Raw genomic sequence first — 17,673 nt, forward strand, 5'->3', positions numbered from 1 at the left:
GGTTTCCACCAGTGCTACCATCGCTTAAAACCCGTCAATATGACGACCCCGGCCCCAGCATTCACGAGATGCCGGGGCCAGAAAAGTTTTGGTGATCCCAAGCTGAAGTGGAGGAGTACACATAATGAATGCCCCGCTAGACGCAGGTCAGCGAGCCTCGCTCGAAGCCGCGTTGTCTTCCGTCACGCTCGACGACAAATACACCCTCGATCGCGGCCGCGCGTACATGAGCGGCATCCAGGCGCTGGTGCGTCTGCCGATGCTGCAGCAGGAACGCGACCGCGCCGCCGGCCTCAACACGGCCGGCTTCATCTCCGGCTACCGCGGATCGCCGCTCGGCGGGCTCGACCAGTCGCTGTGGAAAGCGAAAAAGCATCTGGCCGCGCATCAGGTGGTGTTCCAGCCCGGCGTCAACGAAGACCTCGCGGCCACCGCCGTATGGGGTTCGCAGCAAGTCAATCTGTACCCGAGCGCCAAATACGACGGCGTGTTTTCGATGTGGTACGGCAAGGGCCCCGGCGTCGACCGGTCCGGTGACGTCTTCAAGCACGGCAACTCGGCCGGCTCGTCGCGGCACGGCGGCGTTCTCGTGCTCGCCGGCGACGATCACGCGGCCAAATCCTCGACACTCGCGCACCAGTCCGAACACATCTTCAAGGCGTGCGGGCTGCCGGTGCTGTTTCCGTCGAACGTGCAGGAATATCTGGACTTCGGCCTGCACGGCTGGGCGATGAGCCGCTACTCGGGCCTCTGGGTCGCGATGAAGTGCGTGACCGACGTGGTCGAATCGTCCGCATCGGTCGATATCGATCCGCACCGCACCAACATCATCCTGCCGGAAGACTTCGTGATGCCCGACGGTGGGCTGAACATCCGCTGGCCCGATCCGCCGCTCGTGCAGGAAGCGCGTCTGCTCGACTACAAGTGGTACGCGGGTCTCGCCTACGTGCGAGCGAACAAACTCGACCGCGTCGAAATCGATTCGCCGCATGCGCGCTTCGGCATCATGACCGGCGGCAAAGCTTATCTCGACGTGCGCCAGGCGCTGACCGACCTCGGTCTCGACGACGAAACCTGCTCGCGCATCGGCATCCGGCTGTACAAGGTCGGCTGCGTGTGGCCGCTCGAAGCGCAAGGTGCGCAGGCCTTCGCACGCGGTCTCGACGAAATTCTGGTGGTCGAGGAAAAGCGCCAGATCCTCGAATACGCGATCAAGGAAGAGCTGTACAACTGGCCCGACGCGCAGCGCCCGCGCGTATTCGGCAAGTTCGACGAGAAGGACGGCGCGGGCGGCGAATGGTCGGTGCCGATGGGCAACTGGCTGCTGCCGGCGCACTACGAGCTGTCGCCCGCGATCATCGCGAAGGCGATCGCCACGCGGCTCGACAAGTTCGATCTGCCATCGGATGTGCGCGCCCGCATCGCCGCGCGCATCGCGGTGATCGAGGCGAAGGAAAAGGCGCTCGCGCGGCCGCGCGTCGAAGTCGAGCGCAAGCCGTGGTTCTGCTCGGGCTGCCCGCACAACACGTCGACCAACGTGCCGGAAGGCTCGCGCGCGATGGCCGGCATCGGCTGTCATTACATGACGGTCTGGATGGATCGCAGCACCAGCACGTTCAGCCAGATGGGCGGCGAAGGTGTCGCGTGGATCGGCCAGGCGCCGTTCACGAACGACAAGCACGTGTTCGCCAATCTCGGCGACGGCACCTACTTCCACTCGGGGCTGCTCGCGATTCGCGCGGCGATCGCGTCGAAGGCGAACATCACCTACAAGCTGCTGTACAACGACGCGGTCGCGATGACGGGCGGCCAGCCGGTCGACGGCGTGCTGAGCGTGCCGCAGATCACGCATCAGCTCGCCGCCGAAGGCGCGGCGAAGATCGTCATCGTCACCGATGAGCCGGAGAAGTACGCGGCAAACGTCGGCCTCGCGCCCGGCGTCGACATTCACCACCGCGACCAGCTCGACGACGTGCAGCGTCAGTTGCGCGAGGTTCCGGGCACCACGATCCTGATCTACGACCAGACCTGCGCGACCGAAAAGCGCCGTCGCAGGAAACGTGGCGCGTATCCCGATCCGGCACGGCGCGTCGTGATCAACGAAGCGGTGTGCGAGGGCTGCGGCGACTGCTCGGTGAAGTCGAACTGCCTGTCGGTCGAACCGCTCGATACTGAGTACGGCACGAAGCGCCAGATCAACCAGTCAACCTGCAACAAGGACTTCTCGTGCGTGAACGGCTTCTGCCCGAGCTTCGTCTCCGTTGAAGGCGGCCAGTTGCGCAAGCCGAAGGCGGCGTCGGGCGCCGAAATGCCGCCGGTGCCGGATCCCGAGTTGCCGTCCATCGACCGTCCGTACGGCGTTCTGGTGACGGGCGTCGGCGGCACGGGCGTCGTCACGATCGGCGCGCTGCTCGGCATGGCCGCGCATCTCGAGAACAAGGGCGTCACGGTGCTCGACGTCACCGGCCTCGCGCAGAAAGGCGGCGCCGTGATGAGCCACGTGCAGATCGCGAAGCAGCCCGCCGACATCCACGCGACCCGCATCGCAATGGGCGAAGCGAGCCTCGTGATCGGCTGCGACGCGATCGTCACCGCCAGCGACGAATGCGTGTCGCGGATGCACGCGGATCGCACGCGCGTCGTGCTGAACAGCGCGCACACGCCGACGGCCGAGCTGATCAAGAACCCGAACTGGCGCTTCCCCGGCAGCAGCACCGAAGCCGACGTGCGCGCCGCGGCCGGCGATGACAATGTCTCGACCGTCGACGCGAATCACTTCGCCGTCGCGCTGCTCGGCGACGCGATCTACACGAACCCGTTCGTGCTCGGCTATGCGTGGCAGCGCGGCTGGGTGCCGCTCACGCACGAGTCGCTGATTCGCGCGATCGAGCTGAACAACGTGCAGGTGGACAAGAACCGCGCGGCGTTCGAATGGGGCCGGCGTGCCGCGCACGATCTGGCTGCGGTACGCAAGCTCGCGCAAACGCAGGGACGCGGCGAACCGGCCGACAGCGCGGGCGGCAAGATCATCGCGCTGCATACGCCGAAGGCGCTCGACACGCTGATCGACAAGCGCGCCGACTATCTGACCGCCTGGCAGAACCGTGCGTACGCGGAGCGCTATCGCGCGCTGGTGTCGCAGGTGCGAGCCGCGGAAGAAGCGCTCGATTCCGGCGACGGCCAAATGCCGCTGACCGAGGCGGTCGCGAAGAACCTGCACAAGCTGATGGCGTACAAGGACGAATACGAAGTCGCGCGTCTGTACAGCGACCCGGCGTTCATCGAAAAACTGAACGCGACGTTCGAAGGCGACTGGAAGCTGCACCTGCATCTCGCGCCGCCGACGCTATCGAAGAAGGACGCGCACGGCCATCTGGTGAAGAAGAAGTACGGCCCGTGGATGTTCCGCGCGATGCACGTGCTCGCGAAGCTCAAGTTCCTGCGCGGCACCGCGTTCGACGTGTTCGGCAACACCGGGGAGCGTCGCACCGAGCGCGCGCTGATCGGCGAATACGAGGCATTGGTGCGTGAGCTGATCGGCGGGCTGACTTCTCAGAAACGCGATCTCGCGGTCGAGCTCGCGAATCTGCCCGACGGCATCCGCGGCTATGGGCATGTGAAGGAAAACAACCTGAAAGGCGTGCGCATCAAGTGGAACGAGCTGTTCGCGCGTTGGCGTTCGCCGGATGCGGGCAAGACGCAGCACGCGGCTTGATCGACTCTCCCAGCTGAACCGAAAAGCGGCGGTCTGCACGGACCGCCGCTTTTTTTCAGGCGCAAAAAAACGCTACGGAACCGGGGTTCCGTAGCGCTTCTGCCCAGGCCGCCGCGCGCGCGTTACTGCCGCGCCCGCGCCAACCTCACGTGATGCACGTTACTTCGCGTTCACCGACTTGCGCGCGTTCGCCGAAGCGACCGCCGTCATGTTGATGATACGGCGCACGGTCGCGGCCGGCGTCAGGATATGCACCGGCTTTTCCGCACCCAGCAGGAACGGCCCGACCGTCACACCCTCGCCGCCCACGACCTTCAGCAGGTTGTACGCGATGTTCGCCGCTTCGACGTTCGGCATGATCAGCAGATTCGCTTCGCCGGCGAGCGTCGTGCCCGGGAACGCGGCCTTGCGGACCGTCTCCGACAGCGCCGCGTCGCCGTGCATTTCACCGTCGATTTCGAGCGACGGCGCGCGTTGCGTGATCAGCTTGCGCGCCGCGGCCATGCGCTGCGACGACGACGACGGCGCGCTGCCGAAGTTCGAGTTCGACAGCAGCGCGACCTTCGGCGTGATGCCGAACTTCTCGATTTCGCGCGTGGCGAGCATCGTCATGTCGGCAAGCTGCTCGGCGGTCGGCACTTCGTTGACGTACGTGTCGCAGATGAACATGTTGCGGCCCGGCAGCATCAGCAGATTCATCGCGGCGAAGTTCTCGACGTCGTCGGCCTTGCCGAGCACCTGCTCGATGAAGTTCAGATGCGTGTGGAACTGGCCGATCATGCCGCAGATCATTCCGTCCGCTTCGCCAAGGCGCACGAGGATCGCGCCGATCAGCGTGTTGAACTTGCGCATCGCGGCCTTCGCGACGTCCGGCGTCACGCCTTCGCGCGCGCCGAGTTCGTGATACGCCTGCCAGCACTTGTGATAGCGCGGATCGTCTTCCGGATCGACGATCTCGACGTCTTCACCGCACTTGAGCTTCGAGCCCATCTTCTTCAGACGCATCTCGATCACCGACGGACGGCCGACCAGGATCGGCTTGGCGATCTTTTCGAGCAGCACGAACTGCGCGGCGCGCAGCACGCGCTCGTCTTCGCCTTCCGCGAACACGATGCGCGCCGGTGCCGACTTCGCCGCCGCGAACACCGGCCGCATCACCATGCCCGAGCGATAGACGGTCGCGCCGAGCTGTTCGCGGTACGCATCCATGTCCTGGATCGGGCGGGTCGCGACGCCCGAATCCATTGCGGCCTGCGCGACGGCCGGCGCGATCTTGATGATCAGGCGCGGATCGAACGGCTTCGGAATCAGGTATTCGGGACCGAATTCGAGCGAGTGGCCTTCGTAGGCCTTCGCGACTTCATCGCCCTGGTCGGTTTCCTCGGCCAGTTCGGCAATCGCGCGCACGCACGCGAGCTTCATTTCTTCGGTGATCGTCGTCGCGCCGACGTCGAGCGCGCCGCGGAAGATGAACGGGAAACACAGCACGTTGTTGACCTGGTTCGGATAGTCCGACCGGCCGGTCGCGATGATGCAGTCCGGGCGCACCTTGCGCGCTTCTTCCGGACGGATTTCCGGCTCGGGGTTCGCGAGCGCGAGAATCAGCGGCCGCGAGCCCATTTCGGCGACCATCTCCGGCTTCAGCACGCCGGCGCTCGAGCAGCCGAGGAACACGTCGGCGCCGCGGATCGCATCGGCGAGCGAGCGCGCTTCGGTGTGCGCCGCATAGCGCTCCTTCGACGGATCGAGGTTGCCGCGCCCTTCGTAGATCACGCCCTTCGAGTCGGCGACGAGAATGTTCTGCTTCGACAGACCGAGATTGACGAGCAGATCCAGACACGCAATGGCCGCCGCGCCCGCGCCCGAACAGACCAGCTTCACTTCGTCGAGCCTCTTGCCGACCACCTTGAGGCCGTTCAGGATCGCCGCCGATGCGATGATCGCGGTGCCGTGCTGATCGTCGTGGAAGACCGGAATCTTCATACGTTCGCGCAGCTTCTTCTCGATGTAGAAGCACTCGGGTGCCTTGATGTCCTCGAGGTTGATGCCGCCCAGCGTGGGCTCGAGCATCGCGATCGCCTCGACGAGCTTGTCCGGATCGGATTCGCTCAGCTCGATGTCGAACACGTCGATGTCCGCGAACTTCTTGAACAGACACCCCTTGCCTTCCATCACCGGCTTCGCGGCAAGCGGGCCGATGTTGCCGAGGCCGAGCACCGCGGTGCCGTTCGTGATCACGCCGACGAGGTTGCCGCGCGACGTGTACTTCTGCGCGTCGAGCGGTTCCTCGTAAATTGCCATACAGGCTGCCGCCACACCCGGCGAATACGCGAGCGACAAATCCAGCTGGTTCGACAGCGCCTTGGTAGGCGTCACCGAAATCTTGCCAGGTTTCGGATTCTGGTGATATGCGAGAGCGCTTTGCTTGAGTTGTTCGTCCATTTCTAGGCCTGCGAGACGTAAGTGATTGGGCCCGGCGACACACATCGTTGCAGCGCTTTCATCTGTCGGACCGATAGCCGACCGAGGCGGTTTTCGCACGCGCCCGGTCAGGCGCGACGGCTTACCTCGACGAAGACGGGACGATGTGGAGTGCTTCGCGGGTCGATTAGTGTACACCCCGGACGTGTCGATGCACTGAGTGGTTAACAGGACTCGCCATTAGCGAAACAGGCGCTCAGGACGCTGCGTCGCCACGACCCGGCCGTGCTTTTCCGCCAGGCGGCGGGGGGCGCCATGCGGGCCGCATGGTCCACGCATTCGCAGTATTCGAAGCGATTGAAGGACGCGCTTCGTCGACGCGGTCAGTCGAGTTCGGCGCCGCGTCGCTCAGGAATCAGAAACAGGGTCGCGAGGATGTCGAGCAGGTAAATCGACGCCAGTAGCGCGAGCGCCACGCCGAACGAGTAGCGCGCCGCCAGCGCGCCCACGACGACCGGCCCAAAGCCGCCCACCGCGCGACCCGCGTTGAACAGCACGTTTTGCGCGGTGGCGCGCGCATCGGTTGGATAGAGCTCCGAAATCAGCGCGCCGTAGCCGCCGATCATGCCGTTGACGAACACCCCCATCGCCGCGCCGCCGATCAGCAACGCCATCGGCGTCGTCAGTTGCGCATAGACGAACACCATGACGACGGCGCCCGCCTGGTAGAACAGGAACGTCGGCTTGCGGCCGAAGCGGTCGGCGGCGATGCCGAATAGCCAGATGCCGGCCGCCATGCCGAGAATCGTCGCGGCGGTCCACAGCCCCGATTTGGTCAGCGAATAGCCGAAGGTCTTCGACAGATAGCTAGGTAGCCAGATCATCAGCCCGTAATAGCCGAAGTTCTGTACCGAGCACAGGATCGTGACGCCGAGGCTCGCGCGCGTCGTGCGTCCATCGACGAACAGCAGTTTCAGCGGCAGCTTGCGCATGCCGCGCGCGACGCGTTGGTCGAAAAGCGCCGGCTCCTCGACGCGGCGCCGCACGAAGAACGACACGACCGCCGGCAGCAGCCCGAGCGCGAACATGCCGCGCCAGCCGATCACTGGCAGCAGCAGCGGCGTCAGCAACGCGGCCGCCAGCACGCCAAGCTGCCAGCCGAGCCCGACATACGACGACACCCGCGCCCGCTGCGACGCCGGCCACGCTTCGGCGACCAGCGTCATACCGATGCCGAATTCGCCGCCCAGCCCGATCCCGGCGACGGTCCGATAGATCAGCAGGTCCGTGTAGCCTTGCGCGAGCGCGCACAGGCCGGTGAACGCCGCGAAGATCAGGATCGTCCACGTCAGCATGCGCACGCGGCCGAAATAATCGCTGAGCACGCCGAAGAGCACGCCGCCCGCCACCGCACCGATGAGCGTCCATGTGACCAGCGCACCGGCCTGCGAGGAACTCAGATGCAGGTCGGCGGCGATCACCGGCAGCATGAAGCCGAGAATCAGCAGATCGAAGCCGTCCATCGCATAGCCCAGCACCGACGCAAGCAGCGCGCGGCCCGCATAGCCCGGTTGGACGGCGGAGCGGGTTTCGGTGGTGGAGGCGGAGGCGGGTGGAGCGGCGTTCATTGAAAGCATTCCGTAGGTCTGAAGGCGGCTGCGTGGGAAGCGTCCCGGGAAAGTCGCGTGAGTGTAAAGGCGGCCTCACCCGGTCACAAGACGATGCGCGCGCCAAAGCGCCCGCCGGCTGCGCCGCCGCGCACGACGGCCTCCTCGGTGCGACCCATTTCAGGTAAAATAGCGGCCCACGCGCGCAGCAAAAGCCGGTCTGTGCTCTTCCCCCGGCCGCGTATCCCGCCCAGCATGGCGCGGCATACCCCGCTTGCTGCGCCACCGGGCCCAGCGCCCGCTTCTCCCCCGCTCACTCCGAAGGATCCGCCCATGACAGGCTTCGATCGCCAGACGATCTCCGACACCACCGCCAAAATGCTGCTCGAAGTACAAGCAGTGCATTTCAACGCGGAGAAACCGTATATTTTCACGTCCGGCTGGGCGAGCCCGGTGTATATCGACTGCCGCAAGCTGATCTCGTATCCGCGTGTGCGCCGCGGCCTGATGGAAATGGCCGAAGCGACGATCCTGCGCGACGTCGGCTATGAGCAGATCGACGCGGTCGCCGGCGGCGAAACCGCGGGCATCCCGTTCGCAGCATGGCTGTCCGACCGCCTGATGGTGCCGATGCAGTACGTGCGCAAGAAGCCGAAGGGTTTCGGCCGCAACGCGCAGATCGAAGGTCTGCTGACCGAAGGCCAGCGCGTGTTGCTCGTCGAAGACCTGACGACCGACAGCCGCAGCAAGATCAACTTCATCAACGCGCTGCGCACCGCCGGCGCGACGGTGAACCACTGCTTCGTGCTGTTCCACTACAACATCTTCAAGGAAAGCGTGTCGGTGCTGAAAGACATCGACGTCGATCTGCACGCGCTCGCCACATGGTGGGACGTGCTGCGCGTCGCGAAGCAGAACAACTACTTCGACACGAAGACGATCGACGAAGTGGAAAAATTCCTGCACGCGCCGGCCGAGTGGTCCGCTGCACATGGCGGTGCGACGTCTACGCCGCAATAAAGCCATCGCGCTAAGGCAGTGACAATAAAAACGTAGCCGCTTTATGCGGATTGAATGAAAAAGCCGCCTGTTTCGCAACAGGCGGCTTTTTTATCGCCGATTGTTTATCGCTGATTACCCGGCGGACGAAACGAGGCCCGATATCAGGACTGGTTCGCGATGTCCTTACTCGAGTTCGACGAAAGATTCAGCAAACCATTGCTCTGCGCATACTGGAATAGTTGGGAGTCGCGATCGATTCCGAGCTTGCGCATGGCCGCGTTTTTTTGTGTGCTGATCGTCTTGATGCTGCGATTCAAACGCTCCGATATTTCCTTGATCGTCATACCCGATACGAACAGGCGCACGACTTCGAGTTCGCGCCGCGACAGCTTCGAGTCGTCGCGCTTGCCGGCTGAATTGACCCGCAACCCATCGAGCACCGCCTTCACCGACGGACTCATATAGGTCATGCGACGGCCCACGTGTTGTACCGCAAGCGCAATATGGCTGAGATCGTCCGATTTGTTCACGACCGACGTCACGCCAAGTTCCTTGAGCCGTTTGAGCAATGCGGCGTTCTCGAGCATGGTGAGCACGACGATCGGCAGATTCGGGAAATTGCGGCGCAAATAGTCGATGAGTTGCAAGCCGTCGCCGTACTGACCGCCCGGCATGGCCAGGTCGGTGACGAGCACGTCGCATTCGGTGGATTGCAACATTTTGATAAGTTCAGTCGACTGCCTTGCGCGCCCAACGACTTGCATACCGGGAAATTTGAGCAGCGCATTTTCAGCGCCAAACAGAATAACCGGATGATCGTCTGCCACCACGACCCTGAGTGAAACTTGCATCGTCCTCCTCTGGACGGATAAACCGGTCTCCACAACTTCTAACACTGCTTTTGACGCTCGCTATTTAAACGAGTCAAATGCAGTAAGGGTCGCGCGACAACCCCCTTACTATAGCTGATTTCCTGTCTGCGAATTCCGCGGCACGCGAACATATTGCGTCGCAGAGCTAATCAGCGCTGATGTTAGACTTGATTCGACCTTGGGGCACAATTCAGCACAACGACAGTCGCGAGGACCCGCGCCTCGCGCCCTTACAGGAGAACCGGCATATGCGCATGCGTTGCCTGGTTGTTTCGCTGGCTTCATCTTGGCGGCATCGATCGCTCGCCGTCGGCGCGATGCTTGCGCTATTCGCAGCGCATAGTGCCGGTGCGCGGGCCGACGAGCCGTTCACGCTGACGAGCGCGAGCGTGCGCGCGGGCGGCACCGTGCAGAATGCGCAGGTGTTCGACCGGAACGACTGCAAGGGCGGCAACCGTTCACCGCAGCTCTCATGGCGCGACGCGCCGGCCGGTACGCGCGGCTTCGCGATCACGATGTTCGACGAGGACGCGCCGGGGCGCGGCTGGTGGCACTGGGCGGTCGCGGGCATCCCCGCCACGGTCGACAGCCTGCCCGAGAATGCGAGCTCGTCCGGTTTCCTGCGCAAGCTCGGCGCGGTCGAAGCGCGCAACGACTTCGATACCGACGGCTATGGCGGCCCGTGCCCGCCGCCCGGCAAACCGCATCGCTATATCATCACCGTGTACGCGCTGAACTCGGCCGATCTGCGTCTCGCGCAAGGACGTCCCGCGTTGATGTTCGATCACGAGATCGGCACGGCCGCGATCGGCAGCGCGCGGCTCGAGGTCAATTACGGGCGCTAGTGGCGGCCGTCGCGGTCGTGATGGGGCGCCGCCGCGCCGCATCGCCTGGCTTGCACCGTTCGCCTTCCCGATCGCTTTGCTGGAGCACTTCATGTCGAAGATCGTCATCGTTTATCACAGCGGCTACGGCCACACGAAGAAGGTCGCCGAAGCCGTGCTCGCGGGCGCGCTGGAAGCCGGTGCGCAGGCGAAGATGATGCCGGTCGGCGACCTCGACGACGCCTCGTGGGACGAACTCGCCGCCGCCGACGCGCTGATCTTCGGCGCGCCGACCTACATGGGCGGCCCGTCGGCCGACTTCAAGAAGTTCGCCGACGCCAGTTCGAAACCGTGGTTCGCGCAAGCGTGGAAAGACAAGATCGCAGCCGGCTTCACGAACTCGGCGACGATGAACGGCGACAAGTTCTCGACCATTCAGTACTTCGTCACACTGGCGATGCAGCACAGCATGATCTGGGCCGGCACCGGCATGATGCCGTCGAACACGAAGGCCGCGACGCGCAACGATCTGAACTTCGTCGGCGGCTTTACCGGACTGCTTACGCAATCGGCGGCCGATGCGTCGCCCGACGAAGCGCCGCCGCCGGGCGATCTGGAAACCGCGCGCCTGTTCGGCGCACGCATTGCGGGCGTCACCGCGCGCTGGATCGCGCCGCGCGGGTAGCGGCGCGCGGGTAGCGGCGCGCGGCTAATGGCTGAACGGCGCCGAAACGACGTCGCGGCTCATCGGCGGTTCATCTTCGGTCATCAGCCCGCATTTGCCGCGCAACGGGTCACGCCAACGTCACGTTGTGCGCGCATCGTCGTTTTTTCGCGCTGCACCGCACGGTCGCGGCGATGACGTCTTAAAATAACGTTCCGGCGCGGCGTCGCGCCCCGTTTCCAGCGAGTGAGATCGAGATGAGCACGAAAGTTTTTGTCGACGGACAGGAAGGCACGACCGGCCTGAAAATTTTTGAATACCTGTCGCAGCGCGCCGACGTCGAAATCCTGCGTATCGAAGAAGCGAAGCGCAAGGACCTGGACGAGCGCCGTCGTCTCATCAACGCGTCGGACGTCACGTTCCTGTGTCTGCCCGACGTCGCCTCGCGCGAGTCGGCCTCGCTCGTCGAGAACGACCGCACGGTGCTGATCGACGCGAGCACCGCGTTCCGCACCTCGCCCGACTGGGCCTACGGCCTGCCCGAGCTGGCTCGCTCGCAGCGCGAGCGCCTGCGCACCGCCAAACGCATCGCCGTGCCGGGCTGCCACGCCTCGGCGTTCGTGCTCGCGATGCGCCCGCTCGTCGAAGGCGGCGTCGTCGCGCCCGAGTTCGCCGCGCACGCCTATTCGATCACTGGCTACAGCGGCGGCGGCAAGAAGATGATTGCCGACTACGAAGCCGGCGGCAACGACAGACTCAAGAGCCCGCGCCCGTACGCGCTCGGCCTCACGCACAAGCACCTGCCGGAAATGGCCACGCATACGGGCCTGAAGTCGGCGCCGATTTTCACGCCGATCGTCGGCGACTTCTACAAGGGCCTCGCGGTCACCACGTACTTCTCGCCGGGCCAGCTCGCGAAGAAGACGACGCCGCAGGACGTGCAGGCTCAGTTCGCCGAATACTACGCGGGCGAAGCGTTCGTGCACGTCGCGCCGTTCAACGCCGACGCGAGTCTCGACAACGGCTTCTTCGACGTGCAGGCGAACAACGACACCAACCGCGTCGACCTGTTCGTGTTCGGCAACGAAGAGCGCTTCGTGACCGTCGCGCGGCTGGACAATCTCGGTAAGGGCGCGTCGGGTGCGGCGATCCAGTGCATGAATCTCGCGATCGGCGCGGCCGAAGGCACCGGTTTGAAACGCTAGGCGAGTCGACCCGCATCCGCGGTGCTACGAAAAAAGCCGGTCTTTTCAGACCGGCTTTTTTTGTTTTAAAGCCCGCTCATTGCATTGCACTGCATTGTTTTCCGCCAGCAGCATGTCGCACGGCATAACTCGCGGTCTGGCCATGGCTATTGCCACAGCACCTTTTCTTATCGCTTGCGGCGGCGGCAAAGCCGACAATCCGGGCCCCGTCACACCGGCGCAATGCGCGGGCGCGAGTTGCGGTACGCAAGGTGCGCCGACGCCCAGCGCTGGCACCGCGACGCTGTGCCCCGACACCGCGGACCTCGTCAAAAGCACTTACCTCGGCGGCGCCGGCAGCGGCGAAATCGTTCAGTTGAATATCGACGCGACCGCGATGACCTACACGCTGAAGTGGCTCGAGTCGCCGATTCCGCTCACCAGCGCGAGCGTCTCCGTCACACGCAGGGGCACGCAGATCACGGGCGCGGTGATTCACCCGCCCACTGGCATGCTGCCGACCGCCGAGCAGACACGCTGCGCGTTCATCCTCGGCGCGGGCACCGGCACCGCGTCGGACGGCACGACCTACGCGACGCCCGACTTCGTCGACAACCCGAACCCGCCGATGATCCTGATCGGCAAGGGCGTCGCGGGCGGCGGGATTCCGGGCGCGGCGATCCAGTATGCAGGCATCACGCTGCTGCCCGGCGTTCCCGCCATCGGCGCGGTCAACAAGCGGCACTTCGACTTCTATCCGTTCCTCGGCTTCGCGAGCACGACGACCGACATCACGAAGCTTGCCGGCACCTACAACGCTGCTGTACCACCTGTCGCCGACCGCGAACTACGAAACCGTCGCTACGAACGCCGTCGAAACCTTCGACGCGATGTTGACGGCAGAATTCATCGCCGTGGCAGGCCCAACGGTCCGCTTCAGATCGCCTCATGCATTGGCTTCGGCCGCTGGCCTGGCTCCGGTCCTGAAGCAATCGGGCAAATCCAGCTGGCTCAAACGACCTCAAAAGGGCGACAAGCGTCTCAAGCGGATCTTCTATCAGTCCGCGTTCGCATCGATGCGCTGTCCCGAGAGCGCCGCGTTCTACGCACGCAAACGCAAAGAGGGGAAGCGACATCATCAGATCATCATTGCTCTGGCCAGACGACGCGTGAATGTGCTATGGGCCATAGGGCGGTATGAATTCGAAAATCATTTCGGTGCTCGCTCTGTGCGCACCGTTGCTGGGCGCGTGCGGCGGCGGCAGCAGCAGTAACGGCGACGGACCGATGACCGAAACGCGGCTGTGCCCTGCGTCGCTCGACTACGGCACGGTCTTCACCGGTGGCGGCGGAGACGGTGAACTCGTCAAACTGCAGCTCGATACGACGAAGATGACGTGGCAGATCAGCTACATCCAGTCCCGATTCCCGCCACCACCGGCACCGTCGCCCCGACGCGCGCGGGCCAGGTCGCGGGCGGCTCCCTGCCCCCGGAAAAGCGGCTACCGACCAACAAGCTGAACCAGTGCGCGTTCCGTCTGAACGGCGCGAGCCTCGATGCGAGCCGGCCGGCGCGGATTTTCGTGGGCGAAGGCGTCGTCGTCGTGGGCGCCGGTGTTCAACGCGGGCCTTGCGTACAACATCACCGAGCACTGGGGGCTCGTTGCGTCGGTCACGTATATCCCGCTGAAGACGACGTCGTCGGTCATCATCAAGGCGGCCGATGGGACGGAGCTTGGCGTGTCGAAGGCGGATCTGCGCGCAAACCCGATCATTTCCTTCCTGGCCGTGTCGTATAAGTTCTGAATTTGATTTTCCGCGATCGCGGCGCCGCTTTGGGCGCGCGGCGAATTCCGGGCAAAAAAAAGCCCACCTAAGTTGGCGGGCTGAATCCATATCAGAGGAGACATGGAGGAGACAAGACGAACTATAGCAGACCGCTTGGTGCGTTGCAACATGCAAATTAGGGTTGACCCTCAATGTTGCAGACATACAACGGTCACATGGGTACGGCTCAGTTTGCCCTTGTCTGCCGACACGTGCGGTGCTTAGTGCCTCACCAGCGCCATCATCGCGCCGAAACCGACGAACACACCGCCCGTCAGCCGGTTGAACATCCGCGCGACGCTGCGGCTCTTCAACCTGGCGCCGATGCGCGTGCCAAAACCCGCATACACCAGATACCAGCTGACCTCGATCGACGCGAACGTCGCGAGCAGCACGCCGAACTGCGGCAACTTCGGCTGGGTTGCATCGATGAATTGCGGCAGTAGCGCGGCCGCGAACAGGATCGCCTTCGGATTGCTGCTCGCGACCAGAAAGCCGTTGCGAAATAGCGCGAAGCGCGAGCGCGCGGGCCGGGCTGTCAGGTCGTCGACGTTGTGCGCGGCGGTTTCGTCGGCCGGCGCGCGCCATGCCTTGATGCCCAGATATACGAGGTAGGCCGCGCCGATCATGCGCAGTGCGTTGAACATGGTCGGCCATGCCGCCAGAAACACGCCGAGCCCCGCCGCCGATACCGCCAGCATCAGCACCAGCGCCGACAGACAACCGGCCATCGTCGCGCTCGCGCGACGCAGGCCGTGCTGGGCGCCGTGCGTCATCACGAGCAGCATGTTGGGACCGGGAATCGCGGAAACCACGAAAACAGTGGCGGCGAACAGCCACCAGGTATGCAGAGTCATCGAAATCGGGTGTAGGGGGATCGGGCGGCTATTATGCCTTGCCGCCCAGCGCGACTCATGCGGCCACGCTGCGTCGATCGCTCGCGTCCGGCGATCGACAGCGCCGTCAGCGGCCGGCCCGGCGCGTCGCGACCTGACCCAGCACCGCGAAATCCTTCTCGCCGTCGCCGTGCGCGATCGCCTCGATCAGGCTGTCGCGAACCACGCTCGCGACCGGCATCGGCGTTGTCACCGCATCGGCGGCGGCGAGCGCGAGGCGCACGTCCTTCAGTCCCAGACGCGCCTTGAACAGCGCCGGCTCGAAGCGCTGCTCGGCGATCAGCTTGCCGTAGCCCGAGTACACCGGTCCCGGAAACAGGCCGCTCGTGATCACGTCGAGGAAGTCCTGCATCGCGAGGCCGTGGCCCGTCACGAGCGCGGCCGCTTCGCCGAGCGTCTCGATCGCCGCGCCGAGCATGAAGTTCGCGGCCAGCTTCATCACGTTCGCCTGCTGCGGCAGCGAGCCGATGCGCCAGGTCTTCTGGCCGAGTGCGTCGAAAATCGGCTGGATCCGGTCGATCGATTCGGCCGGCCCGCCCGCGACGATCGTCAGCTTGCCCGCGGCCGCGACGTCGGGCCGCCCGAGCACCGGTGCGGCGACGTAATGCACGCCGCGCGACGCGTGCGCGGTCGCCAGTTCCTCGGCGAGAGCCACGGAAATCGTCGCCATGTTCGCGTGGATCAGCCCGCGCGGCGCATGTTCGAGCAACGACGCGGTGATGACTTCGCGCAGCGCGGCATCGTCGGCGAGCATCGAGAACACGGCGTCGCCCGCAAACGCTTCAGCCGGCGTCGCGACGACTTGCGCGCCCAGCCCGGCCAGCGGCTGGGCCTTTTCCGGTGAGCGGTTCCACACGCGCACCTGGTGCCCGGCTTTCAGAATGTTTGCAACCATCGCGGCGCCCATCTCGCCGAGACCGATAAAACCGATGTCCATCTATCGCTCCGTCTTCTAAAGAACCCGAAGTAGAGCACACTCATGCGACAAGCGCAGGACAACGCGCAACCCGAGCGGTGCGATACTGCAGGCATGGTCACCGCGACATTCCGCTTCTACGAGGAGCTGAACGACTTCATCGCCCGGCCGCTGCGCCGGCGCGCGTTCACCTGCGTCTGCGCGCGCGGCGCAACGACCAAGCACATGATCGAAGTGCTCGGTGTGCCGCATACCGAGGTCGAGCTGATACTGGTAAACGGCGACTCGGTCGGTTTCGATCATCCGCTCGCCGACGGCGACCGCGTCGCGGTCTATCCGAAATTCGAGGCGCTCGACATCCAGCCGCTGCTGCGCGTGCGCGAGCGGCCGTTGCGCGTGATGCGCTTCATCGCCGATGCGCATCTCGGCGGCCTGGCGCCGCTTCTGCGGCTTGCGGGCTTCGATACGCTGTACGACAACCACTTTCCCGACGCCGATATCGAGGCGCTCGCCGCCGCGCAGCAGCGCATCGTGCTGACGCGCGACCGCGAGCTGCTCAAACGCCGCAACATCACGCATGGCTGCTACGTGCGCGCGCTGCGGCCGCGCGAGCAGTTGCGCGAAGTGTTCGAGCGGCTCGACCTCGCGCGCAGCGCGCAACCGTTTCGGCTATGCCTCGTATGCAACGCGCCGCTGCGACGCATCGCACGCGAGGAAGCCGGCCTGCGCGTGCCGCGCGGCGTGCTGCAGCGGCACAGCCGCTTCGTGACCTGCGATGTATGCCGACGCGTGTTCTGGGAAGGCACGCATTGGCAGAGGATGCGCGCGTTGATGGACAGCGTCTCCGCCGGCGCACCGGACCGTGTCGGCTGACGCCCCGCGCTTGCGTACAATGCGGGTTGATCTATTTGGCAGAGGCCTTTCCGATGATGAAAAAAACCGACCTTGAAAAGAACAAGGCGCTGAAACTGGGCAACGCGATGAAACAGGCAACCGCTAACCGCGGCGGCAAGAACGCGGCGACCGAGCCGAAGATCGACCGGCGCGAGCAGCGCAAGCTCGATCAGGCGCAAGGCCTCGTCCCGTTTGCGTGCAAGCTCAACGGCGAGCTGGTGGAGGAGCTGAAAACGCGCGCCGCCAGTCATCCGGACGGCCTGAACGGGCTGCTGGATGAAGTGATCCGGCGCGGACTCGCGGGCTGATCTTCCCGCGCGCAAAATGCGCCGCAAAAGCAAAAAGGCCAGAGCGCGAGCTCTGGCCTTTTTGCTGGCAACGCATCTGCCGCCACCGGCTGCACCGACCGGCAAACGGTGCGGCGCAGCGCTATGTCGCGCCCGACGAGCGCGCGTTGGCTTAGTTCTGCACGCCCTTGTCGTTCGTGCCTGCTGCCGAAGCTGCGGCGGAAACGTGTGCCTTCTTGCCGTGGGTCTTCAACTGCTTGACGTGGTGCTTCTTCGGTGCGCTTGCTGCTTCCATAGCAGCGGCATCCGATGCCTGCGCGAAAGCCTGAACGGAAACGAGTGCGATCGAAGCGGCTGCGAGCGAGACGATAACTTTTTTCATGTGTTGATCCCCAAACCAGACGACTGAGTCAATGTGAATGAATACAGCTGCACGGTAGAGCGGCTGGACTTCGAGGTGCCTTGTGCTCCCCGCGGGAGAGTATTACCCAGGCGTAGGCGGTTTGTCATGCGCAAAACTCGATATGTATTTTCCGGGAGACAGCCTGCTTTCAGCCTGCTTTC

General features: G+C 64.4%; 13 protein-coding genes and 3 pseudogenes. 10 read left to right on the forward strand and 6 right to left on the reverse strand.

Going from position 1 to position 17,673, the window contains the following annotated elements; all coding sequences use genetic code 11:
• The first annotated feature begins 124 nt into the window (after nucleotides 1-124).
• A complete protein-coding gene (locus OKW37_RS03140) occupies nucleotides 125-3,715 on the forward strand; it encodes an indolepyruvate ferredoxin oxidoreductase family protein (protein ID WP_429408085.1) in 3,591 nt (1,196 codons plus the stop codon).
• 159 nt (nucleotides 3,716-3,874) lie between these two features.
• Here OKW37_RS03140 and OKW37_RS03145 read toward each other — a convergent pair whose 3' ends face one another.
• A complete protein-coding gene (locus OKW37_RS03145) occupies nucleotides 3,875-6,157 on the reverse strand; it encodes an NADP-dependent malic enzyme (RefSeq protein WP_184065748.1) in 2,283 nt (760 codons plus the stop codon).
• A 362-nt stretch (nucleotides 6,158-6,519) separates the two neighbouring features.
• A complete protein-coding gene (locus OKW37_RS03150) occupies nucleotides 6,520-7,764 on the reverse strand; it encodes an MFS transporter (protein WP_429408083.1) in 1,245 nt (414 codons plus the stop codon).
• Between the two features lie 312 nt (nucleotides 7,765-8,076).
• Here OKW37_RS03150 and OKW37_RS03155 point away from each other — a divergent pair, with 312 nt between their 5' ends.
• Complete coding sequence (locus OKW37_RS03155) at nucleotides 8,077-8,763, forward strand: orotate phosphoribosyltransferase (protein ID WP_018418686.1); 687 nt, start codon at nucleotides 8,077-8,079, stop codon at nucleotides 8,761-8,763.
• A 143-nt stretch (nucleotides 8,764-8,906) separates the two neighbouring features.
• Here the strand turns inward: OKW37_RS03155 and OKW37_RS03160 are convergent, their stop codons facing one another.
• Nucleotides 8,907-9,596 carry a response regulator gene (locus tag OKW37_RS03160; RefSeq protein WP_184056372.1) on the reverse strand — a complete coding sequence of 230 codons (690 nt, stop codon included), beginning with the start codon at nucleotides 9,594-9,596 and terminating at the stop codon, nucleotides 8,907-8,909.
• Nucleotides 9,597-9,865: 269 nt separating this feature from the next.
• On the opposite strand from OKW37_RS03160, the gene OKW37_RS03165 reads away from it, so the two are divergent.
• The 6 genes and pseudogenes from OKW37_RS03165 to OKW37_RS03190 form a co-directional block, all read left to right on the forward strand.
• On the forward strand, nucleotides 9,866-10,462 hold the full coding sequence (locus OKW37_RS03165; protein ID WP_090802611.1) for a YbhB/YbcL family Raf kinase inhibitor-like protein: 597 nt from the start codon (nucleotides 9,866-9,868) through the stop codon (nucleotides 10,460-10,462).
• A 91-nt stretch (nucleotides 10,463-10,553) separates the two neighbouring features.
• On the forward strand, nucleotides 10,554-11,126 hold the full coding sequence (locus tag OKW37_RS03170) for a flavodoxin family protein (RefSeq protein WP_026225500.1): 573 nt from the start codon (nucleotides 10,554-10,556) through the stop codon (nucleotides 11,124-11,126).
• A gap of 236 nt (nucleotides 11,127-11,362) precedes the next feature.
• The gene (gene argC / locus OKW37_RS03175; RefSeq protein WP_184056376.1) at nucleotides 11,363-12,310 is read left to right on the forward strand and encodes an N-acetyl-gamma-glutamyl-phosphate reductase; all 948 of its coding nucleotides are present in this window, start codon (nucleotides 11,363-11,365) and stop codon (nucleotides 12,308-12,310) included.
• Nucleotides 12,311-12,422: 112 nt separating this feature from the next.
• Nucleotides 12,423-13,563 (forward strand): annotated as a pseudogene (locus OKW37_RS03180) (DUF2957 domain-containing protein).
• Nucleotides 13,487-13,917 (forward strand): annotated as a pseudogene (locus OKW37_RS03185) (DUF2957 domain-containing protein); the annotation flags it as partial. The pseudogenes OKW37_RS03180 and OKW37_RS03185, both read left to right, overlap by 77 nt.
• A pseudogene (locus tag OKW37_RS03190) lies at nucleotides 13,877-14,095 on the forward strand (OmpW family outer membrane protein); the annotation flags it as partial. The pseudogenes OKW37_RS03185 and OKW37_RS03190, both read left to right, overlap by 41 nt.
• Before the next feature lie 242 nt (nucleotides 14,096-14,337).
• Here the strand turns inward: OKW37_RS03190 and OKW37_RS03195 are convergent.
• On the reverse strand, nucleotides 14,338-14,973 hold the full coding sequence (locus tag OKW37_RS03195; protein ID WP_184034702.1) for a LysE family translocator: 636 nt from the start codon (nucleotides 14,971-14,973) through the stop codon (nucleotides 14,338-14,340).
• Between the two features lie 106 nt (nucleotides 14,974-15,079).
• Nucleotides 15,080-15,949 carry an NAD(P)-dependent oxidoreductase gene (locus OKW37_RS03200; RefSeq protein WP_184034705.1) on the reverse strand — a complete coding sequence of 290 codons (870 nt, stop codon included), beginning with the start codon at nucleotides 15,947-15,949 and terminating at the stop codon, nucleotides 15,080-15,082.
• Nucleotides 15,950-16,042: 93 nt separating this feature from the next.
• Between OKW37_RS03200 and OKW37_RS03205 the strand changes: the two genes are divergently transcribed.
• Nucleotides 16,043-16,801, forward strand: coding sequence for a Mut7-C RNAse domain-containing protein (locus OKW37_RS03205; protein ID WP_187612748.1), 759 nt, complete (start codon nucleotides 16,043-16,045; stop codon nucleotides 16,799-16,801).
• A 53-nt stretch (nucleotides 16,802-16,854) separates the two neighbouring features.
• Nucleotides 16,855-17,130, forward strand: coding sequence for a hypothetical protein (locus tag OKW37_RS03210; protein ID WP_018418694.1), 276 nt, complete (start codon nucleotides 16,855-16,857; stop codon nucleotides 17,128-17,130).
• A gap of 151 nt (nucleotides 17,131-17,281) precedes the next feature.
• Here OKW37_RS03210 and OKW37_RS03215 read toward each other — a convergent pair whose 3' ends face one another.
• Nucleotides 17,282-17,491, reverse strand: a complete 210-nt coding sequence (locus tag OKW37_RS03215; protein WP_184056380.1) for a hypothetical protein — start codon at nucleotides 17,489-17,491, stop codon at nucleotides 17,282-17,284.
• Nucleotides 17,492-17,673: the final 182 nt, after the last annotated feature.

The organism is Paraburkholderia sp. MM5482-R2, from assembly GCF_050436125.1.
Taxonomy (GTDB): domain Bacteria; phylum Pseudomonadota; class Gammaproteobacteria; order Burkholderiales; family Burkholderiaceae; genus Paraburkholderia; species Paraburkholderia tuberum.